This is a genomic window from Lactobacillus sp. UMNPBX6 (genome assembly GCF_002553975.1).
Classification (GTDB): Bacteria; Bacillota; Bacilli; order Lactobacillales; family Lactobacillaceae; genus Lactobacillus; species Lactobacillus gallinarum.
This window is the reverse complement of the sequence record NZ_PCZD01000014.1, coordinates 19,469-36,577: the sequence shown is the minus strand read 5'-3', so window position 1 is coordinate 36,577 and position 17,109 is coordinate 19,469. Positions and strand designations below refer to the sequence as shown.

Annotated in this window: 15 protein-coding genes; all 15 read right to left on the bottom strand. The window is 34.6% G+C overall.

The window, feature by feature from the left end; genetic code table 11:
- Positions 1 to 519: 519 nt before the first annotated feature.
- The 15 genes from CP357_RS03875 to ezrA all read right to left on the bottom strand — a co-directional run bounded on the left by CP357_RS03875 (position 520) and on the right by ezrA (position 16,949).
- Positions 520 to 1,446 (bottom strand): glycosyltransferase family 2 protein, encoded by a 927-nt coding sequence (locus tag CP357_RS03875; RefSeq protein ID WP_098036584.1) that lies wholly within the window; start codon positions 1,444 to 1,446, stop codon positions 520 to 522.
- Position 1,447: 1 nt separating this feature from the next.
- Positions 1,448 to 1,849, bottom strand: coding sequence for a GtrA family protein (locus tag CP357_RS03870; protein ID WP_098036583.1), 402 nt, complete (start codon positions 1,847 to 1,849; stop codon positions 1,448 to 1,450).
- Between the two features lie 214 nt (positions 1,850 to 2,063).
- Positions 2,064 to 2,885: a helix-turn-helix domain-containing protein gene (locus CP357_RS03865; RefSeq protein ID WP_098036582.1), complete on the bottom strand. Its 822-nt coding sequence runs from the start codon at positions 2,883 to 2,885 to the stop codon at positions 2,064 to 2,066.
- A 347-nt stretch (positions 2,886 to 3,232) separates the two neighbouring features.
- A complete protein-coding gene (locus CP357_RS10475) occupies positions 3,233 to 3,586 on the bottom strand; it encodes a hypothetical protein (RefSeq protein WP_233187202.1) in 354 nt (117 codons plus the stop codon).
- Between the two features lie 53 nt (positions 3,587 to 3,639).
- Positions 3,640 to 4,446, bottom strand: coding sequence for a helix-turn-helix domain-containing protein (locus tag CP357_RS03855; RefSeq protein ID WP_098036581.1), 807 nt, complete (start codon positions 4,444 to 4,446; stop codon positions 3,640 to 3,642).
- A gap of 137 nt (positions 4,447 to 4,583) precedes the next feature.
- Positions 4,584 to 5,174 carry a DUF3232 domain-containing protein gene (locus CP357_RS03850; RefSeq protein WP_098036580.1) on the bottom strand — a complete coding sequence of 197 codons (591 nt, stop codon included), beginning with the start codon at positions 5,172 to 5,174 and terminating at the stop codon, positions 4,584 to 4,586.
- A 125-nt stretch (positions 5,175 to 5,299) separates the two neighbouring features.
- Positions 5,300 to 8,467, bottom strand: coding sequence for an SEC10/PgrA surface exclusion domain-containing protein (locus CP357_RS10470; RefSeq protein ID WP_158227255.1), 3,168 nt, complete (start codon positions 8,465 to 8,467; stop codon positions 5,300 to 5,302).
- Positions 8,468 to 8,606: 139 nt separating this feature from the next.
- Complete coding sequence (locus tag CP357_RS03835; RefSeq protein ID WP_098036579.1) at positions 8,607 to 9,386, bottom strand: helix-turn-helix domain-containing protein; 780 nt, start codon at positions 9,384 to 9,386, stop codon at positions 8,607 to 8,609.
- A gap of 380 nt (positions 9,387 to 9,766) precedes the next feature.
- A complete protein-coding gene (locus CP357_RS10465; protein ID WP_233187201.1) occupies positions 9,767 to 10,171 on the bottom strand; it encodes a helix-turn-helix domain-containing protein in 405 nt (134 codons plus the stop codon).
- 137 nt (positions 10,172 to 10,308) lie between these two features.
- The gene (locus CP357_RS03825; RefSeq protein WP_098036578.1) at positions 10,309 to 11,124 is read right to left on the bottom strand and encodes a helix-turn-helix domain-containing protein; all 816 of its coding nucleotides are present in this window, start codon (positions 11,122 to 11,124) and stop codon (positions 10,309 to 10,311) included.
- A gap of 14 nt (positions 11,125 to 11,138) precedes the next feature.
- Positions 11,139 to 11,849: a pseudouridine synthase gene (locus tag CP357_RS03820; protein WP_098036577.1), complete on the bottom strand. Its 711-nt coding sequence runs from the start codon at positions 11,847 to 11,849 to the stop codon at positions 11,139 to 11,141.
- Entirely contained in the window at positions 11,839 to 12,684 is an 846-nt protein-coding gene (locus CP357_RS03815) for a helix-turn-helix transcriptional regulator (protein ID WP_233187200.1), read from the bottom strand. The genes CP357_RS03820 and CP357_RS03815 overlap by 11 nt, the downstream gene beginning before the upstream one ends.
- An 87-nt stretch (positions 12,685 to 12,771) precedes the next feature.
- Positions 12,772 to 13,989: a tRNA uracil 4-sulfurtransferase ThiI gene (thiI, locus tag CP357_RS03810; RefSeq protein ID WP_054640514.1), complete on the bottom strand. Its 1,218-nt coding sequence runs from the start codon at positions 13,987 to 13,989 to the stop codon at positions 12,772 to 12,774.
- Positions 13,989 to 15,149 carry a cysteine desulfurase family protein gene (locus tag CP357_RS03805; protein ID WP_087175757.1) on the bottom strand — a complete coding sequence of 387 codons (1,161 nt, stop codon included), beginning with the start codon at positions 15,147 to 15,149 and terminating at the stop codon, positions 13,989 to 13,991. The genes thiI and CP357_RS03805 overlap by 1 nt, the downstream gene beginning before the upstream one ends.
- A 90-nt stretch (positions 15,150 to 15,239) precedes the next feature.
- Positions 15,240 to 16,949, bottom strand: coding sequence for a septation ring formation regulator EzrA (gene ezrA / locus CP357_RS03800; protein ID WP_098036575.1), 1,710 nt, complete (start codon positions 16,947 to 16,949; stop codon positions 15,240 to 15,242).
- Positions 16,950 to 17,109 lie beyond the last annotated feature (160 nt).

Genomic DNA, 17,109 nt, shown 5'->3' with positions numbered 1-17,109 from the left:
ACAAACTAATTAAAAATAAAATTTACAATTTACATTGACTTATCACCACATGACTCATAGATTAGATATTTATATTTTACAGGATAAGCGAACATATGTCTCTATTTTTTAATAAAAAAGCTGACTGCTAGGTCAGCTTGGCCCTATCCATCCCCGCATTAAAATACGGGGATTTTCGGGCGTTTTTCATTAAACCAATTACGAACTAAAAGCAATAACAATCCATCCGCATAGGCTAAAAACGGTCCATATACGGCATTAAAAATTCCCCAGAATGACCAAAGGCAAAATTAGTTTGAAAATATGAGAAATTTCCAGTCTTAATCTGCATGCTCGTATCGTAGAGTCTCTGGAAATGCAGCAACGCATCGCTGGTTAAAAGAACTGAATGCGTTAAAATTTGACTCCTGATCATCATATAAATTACAAGCAAAATAATGGTATAAGGGCAAACACGCCAGCCTACTTTATCCCAATCTATCTTTTTTATATTGACTTCTACTTTTATTTTCCCTTTTCTTACTTTTTTTCCTTAATAATATAAATTGGTCGATTCTTCACTTGTAAATAAATTTTACCAATATAGCGTCCAATAATTCCGATACAAAGCAGCTGCAAACCACCAATTAATAAAATCACGGAAACCAAACTAGCCCAACCAAAGATACTAGATCCTGGATTGATAATTTTTCTGACAATGACAAAAATCATACCAGCAATCGACAATATAAAGGAAATTATCCCAATCCAAACTGATAAATTTAAAGGTGCTTGTGAAAAGTCGGCAATTCCACTTAATGCATACTTGAATAGCTTCTTGGTCGTCCAATCAGTATCGCCAGCAACACGCTTTACATTATGGTATTCAAGATATTTAGTTTTAAAACCAACCCAGGAAAAAATTCCCTTAGAAAAGCGACTATACTCGGGTATTGACAAAACGGCATTAACCATCTGTCGTGTCATCATGCGATAATCCCGTGCACCTGAAACGATCTCGGTTTTAGACATTTTATTAATCACCTTATAAAATTGATCGCTCAAAAATGATTTAAATTTACTCTCCCCCGTGCGATCAATTCGACGACACCCTACCGCATCATACTCACCAGATTCAAGCAGCTGGTACATTTTCGGTAAAAACTCAGGCGGATCTTGTAGATCTACGTCTATTAAGACTACATAATCTCCCTTAGCAGCTTTAAGACCTGCATAAATTGCTGCTTCTTTGCCAAAATTTCTTGAAAAAGAAATATAATGTACGGCTTCATTTTCTTGGTGCAGCTTTTGCATCTCCTGCAAGGTATGATCACGAGAACCATCATCGACAAACCAATACTCGGCTTTGACTGGCATATCATGCAATACTTTTTGCACCGCTGGATAAAACAGGAGTAATGACTCCTGCTCGTTATAGCACGGCACCACAATTGACAATTTTTTCATTCTACTTCCCGACTTTTCTAAAAGTAATTATTTTATTAATAATAAACTGAATTAGTGTAGCAACAAAAGTCGCTACCGCCTTCAGGATTAAGTGAGGGTAACCTAGTTGTGTAACAAAGATAAATAAGGAAACTGTGGTAAAAACAGTGGTGATTTGACCGACAAAAAAATACGAAATGAACCGTAATAAAAGTCGGTCGTGTACCTTGAAATTAGTATACGAATTCCAAAAGAAATTATTAATTATTCCGCAAGTTGAGGAAATAATATTAGCAATTTCTACATTCATCTTGAAATGCGTCAAAATCGTGTAGACTCCAAAGTCAACAACTAGCCCTAACCCCCCAATTAAAACGTATTTGACTAATTGGATGAAACTCTCTGAATAGATTATTTTTTTCATTCTCTAAACTCATTTTCCTATTTTCAGTATCCAAAGTGACAAAGGATACTTATACTACTTCTATCTTTGAATACCGGGCTTTTTCTTAATTTAAAGCACAAACATTTCTATGATACTAAAAGAAACGCAATTAATCATAAAATCTTCCAAATTAAAGATTTTATTTTTTGTGTGCATTGAAAAAACTGCCTAAATTTGACCTAGACAGTTTGCACTACTTTTTAAAAGTATCTTCAATTAACGAGACACAGCCACTCTTTTTTAGGACATCAATAACTTCCTTCGCAGTTTTGGCATCCCCGTCAAAGACCGCCTCATAATATGTGCCGAGCACACTATTAATCCCAATAGCTCCATCAACCGGCAATTCGCGTAAAAATTGAATCGCGCGATCGGTATATTTTTTACTAGCATTCTTATGAAAACAACAATTCAAGAAATTAACGGCAATTATCGCAACAAACTGTAAAGTGAACGTATCGGTGGCCGGATTTTTCTCATATGAACGAAATGCGGAATCAACTAATTGATAGGCATCATCAATATCTAAAAAGATTACAGCTTGACTCAAATAATGATAAGCCGTCCTGTTCCAATCTTCATCCATGATGACTGCCTTTACCTTTCTCTTCAGTTCGGGACTAATCCGTTTGTCTGAATGAAGCACCCAGGCATAGGCATTCTCTAGTCTAAACTTAAGCCAGAAACTAGGCGGACATGTACCTCCTCGATTTGCTATTTTGGCCGCAATTTCATCCAGCTTTTTCAGATCTTTGCGATTTTGAGCAAAACTAATTTGATTCATCAAATCAAAATCAGGATCAGTTGTATTATCAGAATTATTAACTTGGCTAAAAAAACTTCCAACATCAAAATGATGCTTTGATAAAATTCTGATCAACAAATTCGCATCAATTTCATGAATATCTCTTTCTACCTTAGAATAAAATGATTCTGAGATAACTCCAGCAGCCATCTCTTCTTGCGTCAATCCAGCATGCAAACGGGTTTGTTTTAACGCCTCACCAATTGTCATTTTCTGCCTCTAATTTCTAACTAATAAGTTTGCTATTTTATCAGCACCTTCTTGATCATGGTTAACTAATCTATTATAATACTCCGCTGCTATCCTATGAATTGCAAAATTAGTTGTTTTAGGCAGTTTTTGCAAAAAAGCAATTGCATCTTAATTTCACTGTTTTTAGTTTGACGCTTGCAGCAAATCTCCAAATACTTAAGAGCGATCTGTGCCGCCAGTTGCATAGATCGTTCATTTGTTTTTTTACGAATTACTTTATGAAAAATAGTTTCGACCAATATCTTTAAATCAGATAATTCATACAAATCTAGCATATGAAGTACTAACCAAAGATTCTCAGAATTTCAGTTATCTTCGTTCAAAAAACTATAGCTAAATTCTCTATCTCTTTCATCTAAATTGTTGACGCCGTTCAACCGATTAATTAATATCCGTACTACTTTCTTCATTCTCACATCAGCGAATTTAGTATTAATATAAAGATCTTGCAGAGTAACCACATCTTCATTTAAATACGCCGTAGTAATCCGATTCTGCAAAATTTCAATATCAGTTGATGTCGTCCCAAATCCTCGTAAAAAATCTGCTACCGGAATTCGATGATAATGCAGCAATTTGACTAAATCATTAACGTTAATTTCACTACAATCATTTTCTACTCGAGAATAAAATGAGCGATCCAATATTCCCTCAGTCATCTATTCTTGCGAAAAATGTAATGACTTCCGCACTTCTTTTAGATGCGCGCCAATCATTTTGATCCTCTATTAGCTTGCGGCAACATATCAATGTATCTTTGATAACCACAAATTTGTAAAAGATCTGTTATGCCTTTAGACATTTCAAGATTTTTGTCTATCAAAGCCGAATAATATTTAATGATTAATTTATGAAACATAATTTCAAAGTCATTAGGTATTTTATTAGCAAAATTCAAAGTCTTTTTTGCTTCCGCAAGATGTTTTTCTCTATAAGCACGGTCAAGATAACCAATCAATAAGTTCATTAGTGATATAACTACCTGAAGATTATCTAGATCCAGCTTTGAAAAATGAGCAATAATATAACTCATCAACAGAGTCAATTCACTAAATTGATACAAAGGAACGCTAATTGCCAAATCCCAAAAGTCCTGCTCTTTTAGATCAAGATCTATTAAATTAGTTTTTAATTGCTTACGAATTGAATCTGGCATTTTAATTGAACGATGTTCTAATGTTGCGATTATCAACTTAGTTTTAAAATACAATACATCATTTTTAGAAGACAGAGTTTTTTCTATCTGATGAAGCTGATCAAGATCGCGATCATTAAATGCCGAATAAATTTGTCTTTGTAGCTTAAGTTCTGGCATCCCTTCATTATCAAAAGTCTTAAAGAAATCATTCAAAGAGATATTATTAGCATTCAACATTGCGATTAGTTTGTTGATAGTGATGGCATTCTTGTCTCTTTCAACCCTAGAATAAAAAGATTCACTGACAATTCCCGCACTCATTTCTTCCTGTGTTAAACCAAATAAAAGTCGTGATTTTTTAAGTTGTTGTCCGATCGTCATATTTGCACCTCATTTTCTTACTTTATATAGTATTTGGTTTTTCTATAAAAAGCTTGAAATCTTCTGTATAGAAGATTTTTTCATGAAAGCGCAAAAAACTGAGAATCTGTCATGAAAACAAATTCTCAGTTACTTGATTATTTACTAGACTTAACAACCCCACAAACATCCTCACAACAAAATTTCACGATTGCTTGACCATAATCAGTACGATCAGGATCATCTTTTGAACTGACTGAAAATGGAGCTTGGTGCGCTTTTTCAGCTAAACGATTCATGATCTTGATGTCGGACAAACAAAAATTATGAATATTGGTGCGATGCTGATCCAAGTTTTCTGCTAAAACACGGTAATCTTGACCGTCCATTTCATTACGCCAAGCGGCCAATTGATCATTGAAGCGCAACACAATTAAAGCATATTCTTTGAAATGTTCTCTAGCTGGCACAATTACCAGTTCATTATTGTCGGGATCTTTTTGCAAATAATCTAAGGTAGCTTGATTAAATGAAACATTTTTGCGTTCAATAATTTTGTTTAATTGCTCATACACATTTTGAGTATAAGCTTGAATGATTTCATCAGTATCAGTTGGATTATCAATCAGTTTTAATTCTTTCAATAACTTTCCTGCTTGCAACAATTTTTTGAGAGGATCGACAGAATCTTGAAGATTAAACATGATTTCATCAACTTTTTTGAGTTTTTCGATTTCTTGTGTTGTCATTTTGTTTTTCCTAAAAATTTAACTATAATTTCAATTTTATTTTACCCTATTAATTTACCAAATATACAAAAAGAACATTAACCAATTTCGGTTAATGTTCTCTTGCTTTATTAGCTAAAATTCAACTATTTCTTCAAAGCTAACTTCTTAGCTGGAATCCAGTTATTAGTGCCAGCAATCTTGTAGTAGGTCTTACCATTGATCTTAGCCATTTCGTTGAAAGTATAAGTATGGTTTGGACGTGCGTAATGCTTGTTAAACTTACCTGAACGATTGTAAGCTCTGACCTTCTTGTTGCCCTTGAGTCTAGCCTTGAAGTGGACTGCATGAGTAGTAATTTCAAAGTTTGCTACCTTAACGAACTTATTTCTGCCGATCTGGTAGTATCTCTTGCCATTAATCTTAACGATCTTTGCATTCTTCAAAACTTTAACCAGCTTATCGCGCTTAATCCATTTAATGTGCAAACCTTTTCTGATCAATTTACCGTGCTTGTTGTAAACAAAGGCATTGTGAGTTAAGCGGATCTTCTTAGGAGTAGTAGAAATGTCATCAGTCTTAGTCTCTGGGGTTGCTTCTGGGATCTTAACAGGTTCTTGCTTATCTGTCTTCTTAGTCTCTGTTGGACCTGAAGTAATGATTGATTGAGCGTATTCAGCATCCAAGATATCTTGCAACTTTTGTTGAGCCTTGGCAAGTGCATCTTTAGCTGCTTGCAATTTAGCAACTGCTTCATCGTATGCTTTTTGTGCTGCGACTACTTTGGCGTCAGCCTTATCTTTGTTGATCTTTAAGTCGCCGTTTAAGACTTCATTTGCATCGTCATAATTCTTTTTAGCAGTATCATATGCAGTTTGAGCATCAGTTAATGCTTTCTTAGCATTGGCTAAAATTGTTGCTGCATTCTTTAAGTCTTCAACGTGTTGCTTTAATTGATCTAACTTTGTTTGAGCTTGTGTAGCATCTTTAGCTTTTTGATCAGCAACTTTTTGTAATTTTGGAAGATCTACATTTTGAGCTTGATCAAGAGCGTTTTTCGCTTTGGTTAATGTATTATTAGCAGTTGACAATGCATTCTTAGCTTTTTCTTGAGCCTTCTTAGCGGCTTCTAAATTATTATCAGCTGTTAAATCATCGTAATGTTTTTGGGCATCTTTTTGAGCATTTTTATCTTTTTTAAGTTGTGCTTCCTGAGCAATCTTCTTTCTTTGGGCAGTATCTAAAGCATCATTGGCTTTTTTAATATCTTTGTTCGCTTTATCAATTGAATCTTGAGCACCCTTAACAGCTGCCTTTTTATTATTTAAATCTGTAAATTTTCCACTTGTAATGCCATCTAATCTCTCAGCTTCTGATTTCAAACTAGGAAGTTCATTATTTGCTTGATTTAATTTACTATTTACTTCTTTAATTTGTGATGCATATGATGGAATAATAGTTTGATCAAACTTAGAATCAGTACTTGGCACTACATAGTAGTAATGATATTCAATCGCTTCTTGATACTCAGTCGGATCATAACCGTAATCCGTAGGAATCAAAACCATTGATAATGGGTGTGTTTCGTTTTTTATCCGTTGTTCAAGTTCTTTAACATTACCTTCCCAAATTATCAGTCTTTCTTTTTGAAGCTCAATTTTATTTTTGATTTCACTATTCTGCTCATGTAATTCTAATTCTTTAATTTTATCTTTTATTGTTTGAACTTCCTTTTGCCAGTTCTTTAAAATTAATCTTTCTCCTATAGTACGATTATTGGCATCCTGAATATTAACAGTAGGGTTATCTCCAACCATCAATCCTTTGGCCCCGATCACTATCATTGCATGACCTAGTTCATAGTGAGCTTGACCACCTTTTTCATCAATACCGTTTCCTTTAGAAAACACCATATCCCTAAACATATTAAACACGTCACGTTTCAAATTATCCATATTAGTCTGAGAACTAGAAACGTATTTAGGGGCCATGGCCTCACCTAACCCAATGCGATGCTCATTTACTACCTTCTTAATTGCAACATCATCATGCCAAGCTGGTATTGTATTTTTAAAGTCTTCCTCATACTTTTGAGCCAGTTCTTTTGCGACTTCTATACCACCGTTAGTTACAACTGCTGGCTCAAAACCAAATTGAGATCTTATTTCATTAGTTAAGCTTAATGCAAATAATGATAAATCTTTTATTTGATCATCTGTTAAATTCTTTAAATCTACAGTTATTTTTTTATCTTTATCTGAAGAAATATAATTTACTTGTTTACGAGCTGAATTTAAATAATTGATTTGATCTGAAGTTAATGCTCGTTGATTAATATAATCTTTAAGCATTGACTTGTAATAGTCAATATTAGGAATAACAATCTTATTTTGACTATTAATTTCTAAATCATGTAATTTACTTCTTAATTTTTTAACTTCTGCCTTCTTATTAGCAAATTTCTTGTCTGCTGTATCTGATGCAGCTTTTGCATCATCATATGCCTTTTGAGCATGAGCAATCTTTTGATTAGTAACAGCTGTATCGTGTGCAGTTTGCGCCTTAGCCAAAGCTTTTTGAGCTGCAGTCTTATCACCATTAGCTTGATTGATAGCATCATTGGCTTCCTTTAATGCCTTTTGAGTCTTGGCGACAGCTTCATTAGCAGCATCCAATTCTTTTTTAGCTTCAGTAATACCAGTACCTTTTAAAGCATCTTCAGCATCCTTAACAGCTTGATCTGCTTTGTTCTTAGCAGCAGTCTTATCATTTACATCTTGAGTGTCAGTCCTAACATCTTTGCCAAGATCATCAATTTCTTTTTGCTTATCTTTTACTGCTTGATCTGCATCAGCCTTTGCCTTATTTGCGTTCTTTACTACGCCTTCTTGCTTAGTAATAGCATCCTTAACCTTAGCTGGATCTTTAGCTTCATCAGCCAAAGCTTGGGCATCCTTTTCTTTATTTTTGGCGTCAGTCAATGCCTCATTCTTTTGGTCAACAGTCTTCTTTAATCCATCGACCTTGTCACTTTGTGCTTTGTAGTCAGCGTCTGGCTTTTCGGCATCTTTTTTAGCTTGATCCAAATCGCCTTGAGCTTTGTCTACGTTGCCTTGTTCAGTCTCAACTTTCTTTTTTGCACTAGCAACATTAGCCCTAGCAGCCTCTTCTGGTGTTTGTGCTTTTTGAGTAGTCTTAGTATCATTAACCGCCTTAGTATCAGCCTTAACCTCATTATTCACATTGGCATTTACCAATACTAAACTAGCTAACGCTGCGGCAGCAGCACTTGTTACTTTAATCTTCTTATTCATCCTAATATCTCCACTTATTAAAAAAATAAATAACAAATATTGTCAACTTTATCTTAATTTTGAAATTTCAATCGCACAATCTAATCTGCAAAATTGAAATTAAAAAGTATAAATTTAATTTTTTACTAATCTCATCTCCCTAATTTAAGCTCAAATAGTTCTCATAACCACACGCCTTAATCAAATCCAAAATCTCTTCAGCATCTACCTTTTTCTTATTTAGCAAGGCTTCATAATAATCTGCAATCATTTTTGCTAATCCAAATTCAATCTTATCTGGTATCTTTCGCAAAAATCGGATTACCTTTTTGGCCTCATACCTGTTATTCTGCTTATAACAAATATTCAAATAACGCACGGCGATACTGGCAATTAACTGCAGCTGACGATCCTCGATCTTCTCATTCTTAGTAAACTTTGAAATGAGCGCATTGATTATTCCTTCCAAATTGGAATACTTATACAAATACAAGGTATGAAAGAAAAACCACAAGATATCATCGTTCCATCTTTCAACTTGCCAAACGTTATATCTTAGTTTTCTTTTATCTTCATCGGGAAAATCCTGACTTTTACCTTTAAGCTCAGCCAATAACCAATCTATCAATCGCTTCATTTGCAAATTAGTCGACTGCTTTTTTATTTTCCCTAATTTTTTATAATCACGTGCAAAATAAGCATTAGTAACCAGATCTTGCAGCTCTCTTCTTTTAATTCCTGAATCATCAATATCTTTAAAAAATTTGAGTACCGAAATCTTATTTTGATTCAGGATTTTGATTAAACTACTAGCCCTAATTGCATTAGATTCTTTTTCTATTCGCCAATATTGCGACTTACTAATTATTCCCGCTACCATTTGTTCCTGCGTCAATCCGTGCAAGTTTCGCACTTGATGTAATCTCTCACCAATATTCATATTCATCACCTTTATGGAAGCCAGGCTAGATAATTATCGTAGCCGTTCTTCTGTAATACTTTAGTTATCAAATCTAACCGTTTCTGATCATGGTTAATTAAAGCTTGATAGTATATAGTCACCAATTTATGAAACATAATAACGGGATTCGTTGGCAGTTCTTTTATAAACTGGATAGTTTGCAAAACTGAGCCGAGATCATTTTCTTGATACGAACGCCCCAAGTAACTCATCATTACATTCACCAAGGCAACCAATGTTGAAGAATCATTTAGACTGATACTATTTTTGTTTTCATAGATATCTGTAATTAAAATCTTTATCTCAATTGTATCGTATAAAGACATAAAACTAGCCAAATTCCATAATGCAGTTTCATCTCATTTACCTAATCTTCCAAAATTGCTTTTTATTTTTCTCTGGGCATCATCAGAAAGATCAGCTTTCTTATTTGTCAAAGTAGCTATAACTGCTGTCAATTTTGCTTTAAAAATCGGCTCATCTTTCTGTTCTTTTTTCAACCAGGCTACATTGCGATTATTAATAGCCGATCGAATACAATGATATTGAATTTTGCGTTGCATTGACTGATCAAACACACTAAAAAAATCACGCACAGAAACATGATTTTGCTTCAAAATCGCTAACAGGTCATCAATATTAATTTCACTTTTTCCATTTTCTACTCGAGAATAAAAAGATTCTGTTACCACGCCAGCGCACATTTGTGTCTGCGTTAAATTTAAGGAATCTCGTATTTCTCTTAGCTGTTCTCCAATAGTCATACTTTTTCCCTCATTTGTTTCATATTTTTAATATATAAACACTTGAGATAAAAGTCTCGAAATCTTCCAAAACGACTATTTTTATTAAAAAAATCACACCCCTCAAGCTAAAAAAGATTAAAGGATGCGATTATTATTTATTCATCAATTTCAACATCATCAATTATTGACGCATAACCACAGTCTTGAATAATTGATTTTAAAGATCTGGCTTTCTGTTCATCACCACTAAAAACAGCTTGATAGAACTTGCCTATCAACTTTTCCAATCCAATTGCAGGATCTACCGGCAATTCTTGCAAAAAATTAAATGTACTTTCCGTATAACTCTTATTAGCATGTTGATGATAGCAACAATTCAAATAATTTATCGTAATAAAAGCCATAAACTGCAAAGTAAAGGTATCGGTAGCTGGATGTTTACGATATGCAGCATAAGCAGCCTCTACTAACTGCTTTGAATCATCAACATCCAGGAGAATTACTGCTTGACTCAAAAAATGATAAGATGTCCGATCCCAATTTTCATTCAAAACCAGTTTCTTTATTTTTTTCTTCATTTCAGGAGAAATTTGATCACTTGAGCGTAATGCCCAAGCATAAGCTAATTCCAACTTGAATTTAAGCCATAACGGAGCCTGTACCTCCCCATTTTCAATTTTTCGCTTAATTTTATCCAGCGCTTTTACATCTCTTCTATTTTGAGCAAAAGTAATCTCACTAGTTAATTCAAAAAAAGGTCCAGCAGACGACTGATTATTAATTTGTGCAAAAAATCCAGTAACATCAAAATGATGAACCGACAAAATTTTAATTAAAGTTTCTGCATCAATTGCATGCACACCACGTTCAACTTTAGAATAAAAAGATTCACTTACAATTCCTGCCGCCATTTCTGTCTGACTCATTCCCGCATGCAAACGCCGGCTTTTTAATGCTTCACCGATTGTCATCTATTTATTCCGTCCTATTTAATTTTGTTTACTTCATCTAAGCTCAATTCAATATAATTACCGCGCTTTAAATCTTCCGGCAATTTCAAATTTCCCATCGAAATTCGTTCAAGTTCAACCACTTTCATCCCTACCGCACCAAACATGCGCTTAATCTGATGATATTTTCCTTCACGAATTTTTATTTCAATTTCAGAACTATCATGTTCTTCATCCTGCGCCAGAATCTTCAACTCTGCTGGCTTAAGCTTAGTCCCATCACCTAAAGTCATTTCACTAGCAAAAGTTTTCACCGTTTCGTCATCAGCTACACCTGCAATTTTCGCGCGATAAATCTTATCAACGTGCTTATTAGGAGCAAGCAATTCATGATTTAGTTGGCCATCATTAGTCAGTAACAGCAAACCAGTTGTATCTTTATCTAATCGTCCGACTGGCGTAATTCCTTGATATTGATCCTGCGGCTTGAGCAATGAAATTACTGTTCTTTGACTACGGTCTTCAGTTGCCGAAAGTACGCCCTTGGGCTTGTTCATCAAGAAATAATGATATTTTTGATAATTAACCTCTTGTCCATCTACCAATACTTCATCGGATTCCTTAACCTGCTGTTTCGGTGTTTTTACCACATCACCATTTACAGTGATAATGCCTTTTTTAATTAAAACGTGCACTCCTTTTCTAGAGCCGACGTTCATATTAGCTAAATATTTATCAATGCGCATGAGAACCATCCTTTTTAGCAACTGATACATTCTGCAAACAAAAAGTAAAATTATCTTCCTCCAACAAGCGGGTATAGAAATCTACTTTCTCAGTATCATTATCAAACAAGGTCTTATAAAGTCTCACTATTACTCTATGTTGATAAAAGCTTGCTTCATATGGAATATTTTTATCAAAAAAAGCAAATGTTTCTGCGCATAATTCTTTATTAAAATTGTGTATATACGCATACATTAAGAAATCAATCACTAAATTAGCAATTCCAACTGTATTTGTATAACTTAAGATGTTTTCTGAATTTTTTACATAGCTTTGATAAGCAGTATGAGAAAAATTGAGTACTTGTTCTGGAGTTAGGGCAATAAAAGCCATCCCTAAATATTCATAGTTGAGGAATCCCCAATTATTTCCTTTAGATAAATGTTGTATCTTCTTTTTAACCGGTTCTGATATATCATCAGTTGAATGAGTTATCCAGGCAGTCATTAACTCCAATATATAAGGGATCCAAATATAATATGGTTTACCTTGTTCTTCAGCTTGATCAATCTCCTTTTTTAGTTGACCTAGTTTCTCTAAATCTCGTTTATTAGCACTATTTGCTATTTTATTCGCCATAAAGCTAGCATCCTGTAGACTCTTTTTATGCGGTGATTCCTGGATTGGACCATCCAGCGTTTTGGAGAAGAATTGAACTGGATTAATATGATTTGCTTTCAAAATTTCAATTAAGGTATCAGCATCAATACTATGAATCCCACGTTCAACTTTTGAATAAAACGATTCTGAAACAACTCCTGCCACCATTTCAGTTTGAGTAAGTCCAGCTGCCAATCTACTTTCTCTTAGTAATTTTCCAATCCTCATTATTTTTCCTTTTATACAAAAAATGCCAACAGATCATTCTGTCGGCATAACTTTTTACAATAAATCTTGATCTTCTTCGATCTTATCGTTGATAAATTTTTCATTTGGATAAATTGGCATTACTTCAATTCCATCCATCGCTCTTTGAATCAAGCCTTCAACATCAAGACGAGCTTCGTATTCACGAGCCTTATCAAGCTTTGGCTTAGTCTTAGGACGTGGTGGAGCAAAGATAGTACAACAATCTTCAAATGGTTGAATTGAAAGATCAAAAGTACCAATATCTTCTGCCAATTTAATAATTTCAGTCTTATCCATTGTAGCAACTGGACGAATAACTGGTGTAGTTGTCACATCGTTAATAGCAACCATTGATTGCAAAGTCTGTGAAGCAACTTGACCAACAGATTCACCGTTAAAGATTGCCAGACCACCGCGCTTAGCACGAATACGGTCTGCAAGTTGCAACATGAAGCGACGTTGTACAGTCATCAAGTAACCTTCTGGCAATTTTTCCTTAATAGTTTCCTGAATTTCAGCAAATGGCACAGCGATAAAGTTAATCTTACCTGCATAGTTTGCCAAAATACCAGTTAATTCCTTAGCCTTAGCTAAAGCTTTTTCAGTAGTGTAAGGTGGACTGAAGAAGTGCACCATTTCAATATCAACCCCACGCTTCATTGCAAGGTATGAAGCAACTGGTGAATCAATACCACCACTAAGCATCATTACGGCCTTGCCAGCAGTACCAACAGGCATCCCGCCAATACCATGAAGCAATTGGTTAGAAATATAAACGGCATCTTGACGCACTTCGATTCTAAGTACTAAATCAGGGTGCTTCATTTCAGCCTTCAAGTGATCGATATGATCAAATAAGTAATCACCAACCAAGTTATTAAGTTGATTAGTATCATATTCAAACTTGTGATCACTACGCTTAGTATTAACCTTAAAGGTCATGCCCGGCTTAAAAGTTTCCTGCATTAATTCTAAAGAAGTCTTTTCAATATCTTCTAAAGTTTTAGGAATCTTAATAGCTGGTGAATAAGTTTGAATACCAAACACTTTCTTCAAGCGCTTATCTACTTCCGCAAAAGGTGCGCCATTTAAAACAATATGCATCCGGTCGTGACGAGGATGGAAGTCAATCTGAGGGAAATCTTTTAAGACCTTTTCAACGTTGCTAGCTAAACGATTGATGAAGTCCTTTCTGTTCTTTCCCTTAGTTGAGAGTTCCCCGTAACGGACCATAACTTCTGTATATTCCATTAATTTTCTCCCAAGTGATTAATTTTAGCAAAATGATTATAAATCTTATCAAAGACCTTGATAAACTCATCTGCCTGCTCAAGCGTATTTGTTTCATCAAAACTCAAACGAATTGCGCTAGTAGCAATCTTATCATCAATTCGCATAGAAACCAAGGTGCTGGCTTCATCTGCAGTCTTTGATGCACAAGCAGAAGTAGTTGAGGTATAAATGTCTTGATCTTCTAAAGTATGAACTAAGGTTTCACCGCGAATTCCTTCTAATGCAAAGCAAAGAATGTGTGGTGCAAAACCGTCGCTTACTGGTGAAAAGATATCGATACCTGGTTTATCTTTCAAATAGTCAACTATCTTAGCCTTAATTGCTGCTTCACGGCTTGCCTTTTCAGGTTCGTTTTCTAAAAGCAACCGAATAGCCTTAGCCATACCTGCGATAGCTGGTAAGTTTTCGGTACCGGAACGAAGTCCCTTTTCTTGGCCACCTCCATCATGAAGTGGAGTAAGCATTTTGCCTTCTTTTTTGTAAAGGATACCAATGCCTCGTGGTGCATGGAACTTATGCGCTGATAAACTTGATAAATCAACTCGTGGTGTAAAGACCTTATCCCAAATATTCTTACCTAAAGCTTGAACATTATCAACGTGGAATTGAATAGTTGGATAATTTTCAAGCAAATCACTGATTTCATCAATTGGTTGAATCGTGCCGATCTCATTATTGACACCCATAATTGAAACCAGAGTAGTATCTGAGTCAATGGCATTTCTCAAATCGTTGACATTAACTCTACCCTCTTTATCAACTGGCAAACGTGTAACGCGCCAACCCAAATTTTCTAAAGCATTAAAGCTATTAGCTACAGAAGCATGTTCTACGCTGGAAGTAATAATATGCTTACCAAATTCACGCTTTTGAATTGCTGTTCCTTTAATTGCAGTATTATTTGATTCTGTACCACCTGAGGTAAAGAAAATCTCATGTTGTTTAACGCCCAACAAGTCTGCAATTTGTTTGCGTGAAGCTTCAAGCATTTGATGCGCACGGTCACCCATCTTATGCAAACTTGAAGGATTGCCCCAAATATTAGTTGCTACCTTATTGTAGGTATCTAAAACTTGAGGATCTATTTTTGTTGTTGCACTATTATCAAAATAAATCACGTTCAAAACTCCCCTAATAAAAAACGGTCAACTACTTGACCGTTTAGTGACTATTAGATTTTAGCTTAAATAATGAAAAGCTTCAATTATTTATTCTTTTTGTTCAGAATAATATGCATTTTCAAGTCGTTGATAGCTACCTGGTTCTACTTTTTCAATTGCAGTAGCAATGGTATCCAATGCTTCCTTATAATTATATTCATCGTAAAGTTGCATCGACTTCTTTTGTGCTTGCTTAATCGTATCCTTATCAGCATATTTATTTGAATACTGCATCGTTAACTCAACCAAGTTAGCAGAATTGATAATATCGTCTGCTTCACGCTTAAGTCGTTCAACATCATCAGAAATTTGAATTAATTCGTTAGAAATCTTTTCCATATTAATTCTGACTTGACTCAATTCATCACTAACATGACCAATTTCGTTAACGACTAAAGTATACATTTGAATAAAGCTGTCTGGATTTCCTGGCAAACTACGTCTTTCAAGACGGCGATAAACTAATGAAACCTCTTGCTTAAAGTGCTTAATTGAATCATTAGCAACATTTTCTGAATCATATAAGCCATCAACATCTGTCGACATTTTAATTTGCTCAGCATCAATCTCACGCAAGCGATCTAACATTTCTAACCATGAATCTTGAATTGCAGAATAGACGCCCTTGCCATCAGCTATATTTTGCGTATCAACTGTATATTGGCGATTCATGTTATTAACTTCTTTTTCAAGCTCTTTGCTTTTTTCAAGTTCGCCATGAGTTAATTCATAACTCTCATCAATATGTTGCAATTTCTCAACTAACTTTTTAGATGCCGTTTGCTGGTGAGAAATTAAAGCTAACATCTTGCTTTGATTCTTTTCGACAAAAGGACGAGCTTTATATTCCTTAGCTAAAATGTCATAAAGGCCATCGATTTCACTAGATATCTTTTTATTTTCGTTAGCTAATTCATCGACTTTTAGTTCTGCCAATAGTTTACGAGCACTATCAATCTGATCATGAATGTCTTTAATTCTGCTTAAAACATCAACCTTAGTAATATAGTACTTTTCTGAAATCATCTTCTTATAAACATTAGATAATTCCTTAAGCTGATCTTGGAAAACTACTTCTAATTGATGATAGCCATCTTTGATTTTAGGCAGTTGTTTTTGTAAAGCCGCTAAAGACATGCGAATCTTAGATAAAACTCGCTTAGCTTCTACGTGATCCCCTTGAGATGAAAGATTCTTAGCTTCTTCAAAATCGCTCTCCATTGAAGCAAGTTGATCTTCAATTTGATCAATTGCTGTACCATATTCAAATGAATTAGCTAAAACGTCTTTTCTCAATTCACGATAGACTTTAATTAAAGCATCATACTGAATTTGATTTTCTTTATTGGATTCAAGCAATTCAGTAAACACTGCCTTAGTATTGCGAGCATCTTCTAAAGCCGGTTTAATTATTTGCTGTGCTTCTTTTATTTTCTTTCTGGCTTTAAAAAGTTTGTAAGTTGCATTTTCATTTGCCGCTTCTTCAACTAACTTCTTTACGCGTGGCAATTTTTTAGTTGAAGCTTCTTTATAACTCTTACGCCAAGTATTTAATGTGGTTAGACTTTCGCCCGCCAAATCCATTTTATTCAGTCGTTTGATATCATCTTCAAGGTGCATCTCTTCGATTTCATTAAGAGCTGCATCGATTACCTCGACTTCTCGCAACTGCTTACGATTAATGAGCAACATTAAAGCAACGACTACAATAATAAGGATTACAACGGCGACAATAATAATAGTTTGAATTGATGACATTGTTTATCCTCCAAAACTACAATAATTATAACAAAACATAGCCTAAAGATGTGCAAAAGCTGATGTATTTCTTGATTTATTATTCTGAACTCTATATAATACTATTCGTGTAAAATATTTGCAGCAATAAGTGACAAGAACGTCAACATCTTGAAACGCT

What these genes read in the sequence shown, in the direction of transcription:
- CP357_RS03875 (WP_098036584.1), bottom strand. Translation starts at nt 1,446, where the DNA reads ATGAAAAAATTGTCAATTGTGGTGCCGTGCTATAACGAGCAGGAGTCA.
- CP357_RS03870 (WP_098036583.1), bottom strand. Translation starts at nt 1,849, where the DNA reads ATGAAAAAAATAATCTATTCAGAGAGTTTCATCCAATTAGTCAAATAC.
- CP357_RS03865 (WP_098036582.1), bottom strand. Translation starts at nt 2,885, where the DNA reads ATGACAATTGGTGAGGCGTTAAAACAAACCCGTTTGCATGCTGGATTG.
- CP357_RS10475 (WP_233187202.1), bottom strand. Translation starts at nt 3,586, where the DNA reads ATGACTGAGGGAATATTGGATCGCTCATTTTATTCTCGAGTAGAAAAT.
- CP357_RS03855 (WP_098036581.1), bottom strand. Translation starts at nt 4,446, where the DNA reads ATGACGATCGGACAACAACTTAAAAAATCACGACTTTTATTTGGTTTA.
- CP357_RS03850 (WP_098036580.1), bottom strand. Translation starts at nt 5,174, where the DNA reads ATGACAACACAAGAAATCGAAAAACTCAAAAAAGTTGATGAAATCATG.
- CP357_RS10470 (WP_158227255.1), bottom strand. Translation starts at nt 8,467, where the DNA reads ATGAATAAGAAGATTAAAGTAACAAGTGCTGCTGCCGCAGCGTTAGCT.
- CP357_RS03835 (WP_098036579.1), bottom strand. Translation starts at nt 9,386, where the DNA reads ATGAATATTGGTGAGAGATTACATCAAGTGCGAAACTTGCACGGATTG.
- CP357_RS10465 (WP_233187201.1), bottom strand. Translation starts at nt 10,171, where the DNA reads ATGACTATTGGAGAACAGCTAAGAGAAATACGAGATTCCTTAAATTTA.
- CP357_RS03825 (WP_098036578.1), bottom strand. Translation starts at nt 11,124, where the DNA reads ATGACAATCGGTGAAGCATTAAAAAGCCGGCGTTTGCATGCGGGAATG.
- CP357_RS03820 (WP_098036577.1), bottom strand. Translation starts at nt 11,849, where the DNA reads ATGCGCATTGATAAATATTTAGCTAATATGAACGTCGGCTCTAGAAAA.
- thiI (WP_054640514.1), bottom strand. Translation starts at nt 13,989, where the DNA reads ATGGAATATACAGAAGTTATGGTCCGTTACGGGGAACTCTCAACTAAG.
- ezrA (WP_098036575.1), bottom strand. Translation starts at nt 16,949, where the DNA reads ATGTCATCAATTCAAACTATTATTATTGTCGCCGTTGTAATCCTTATT.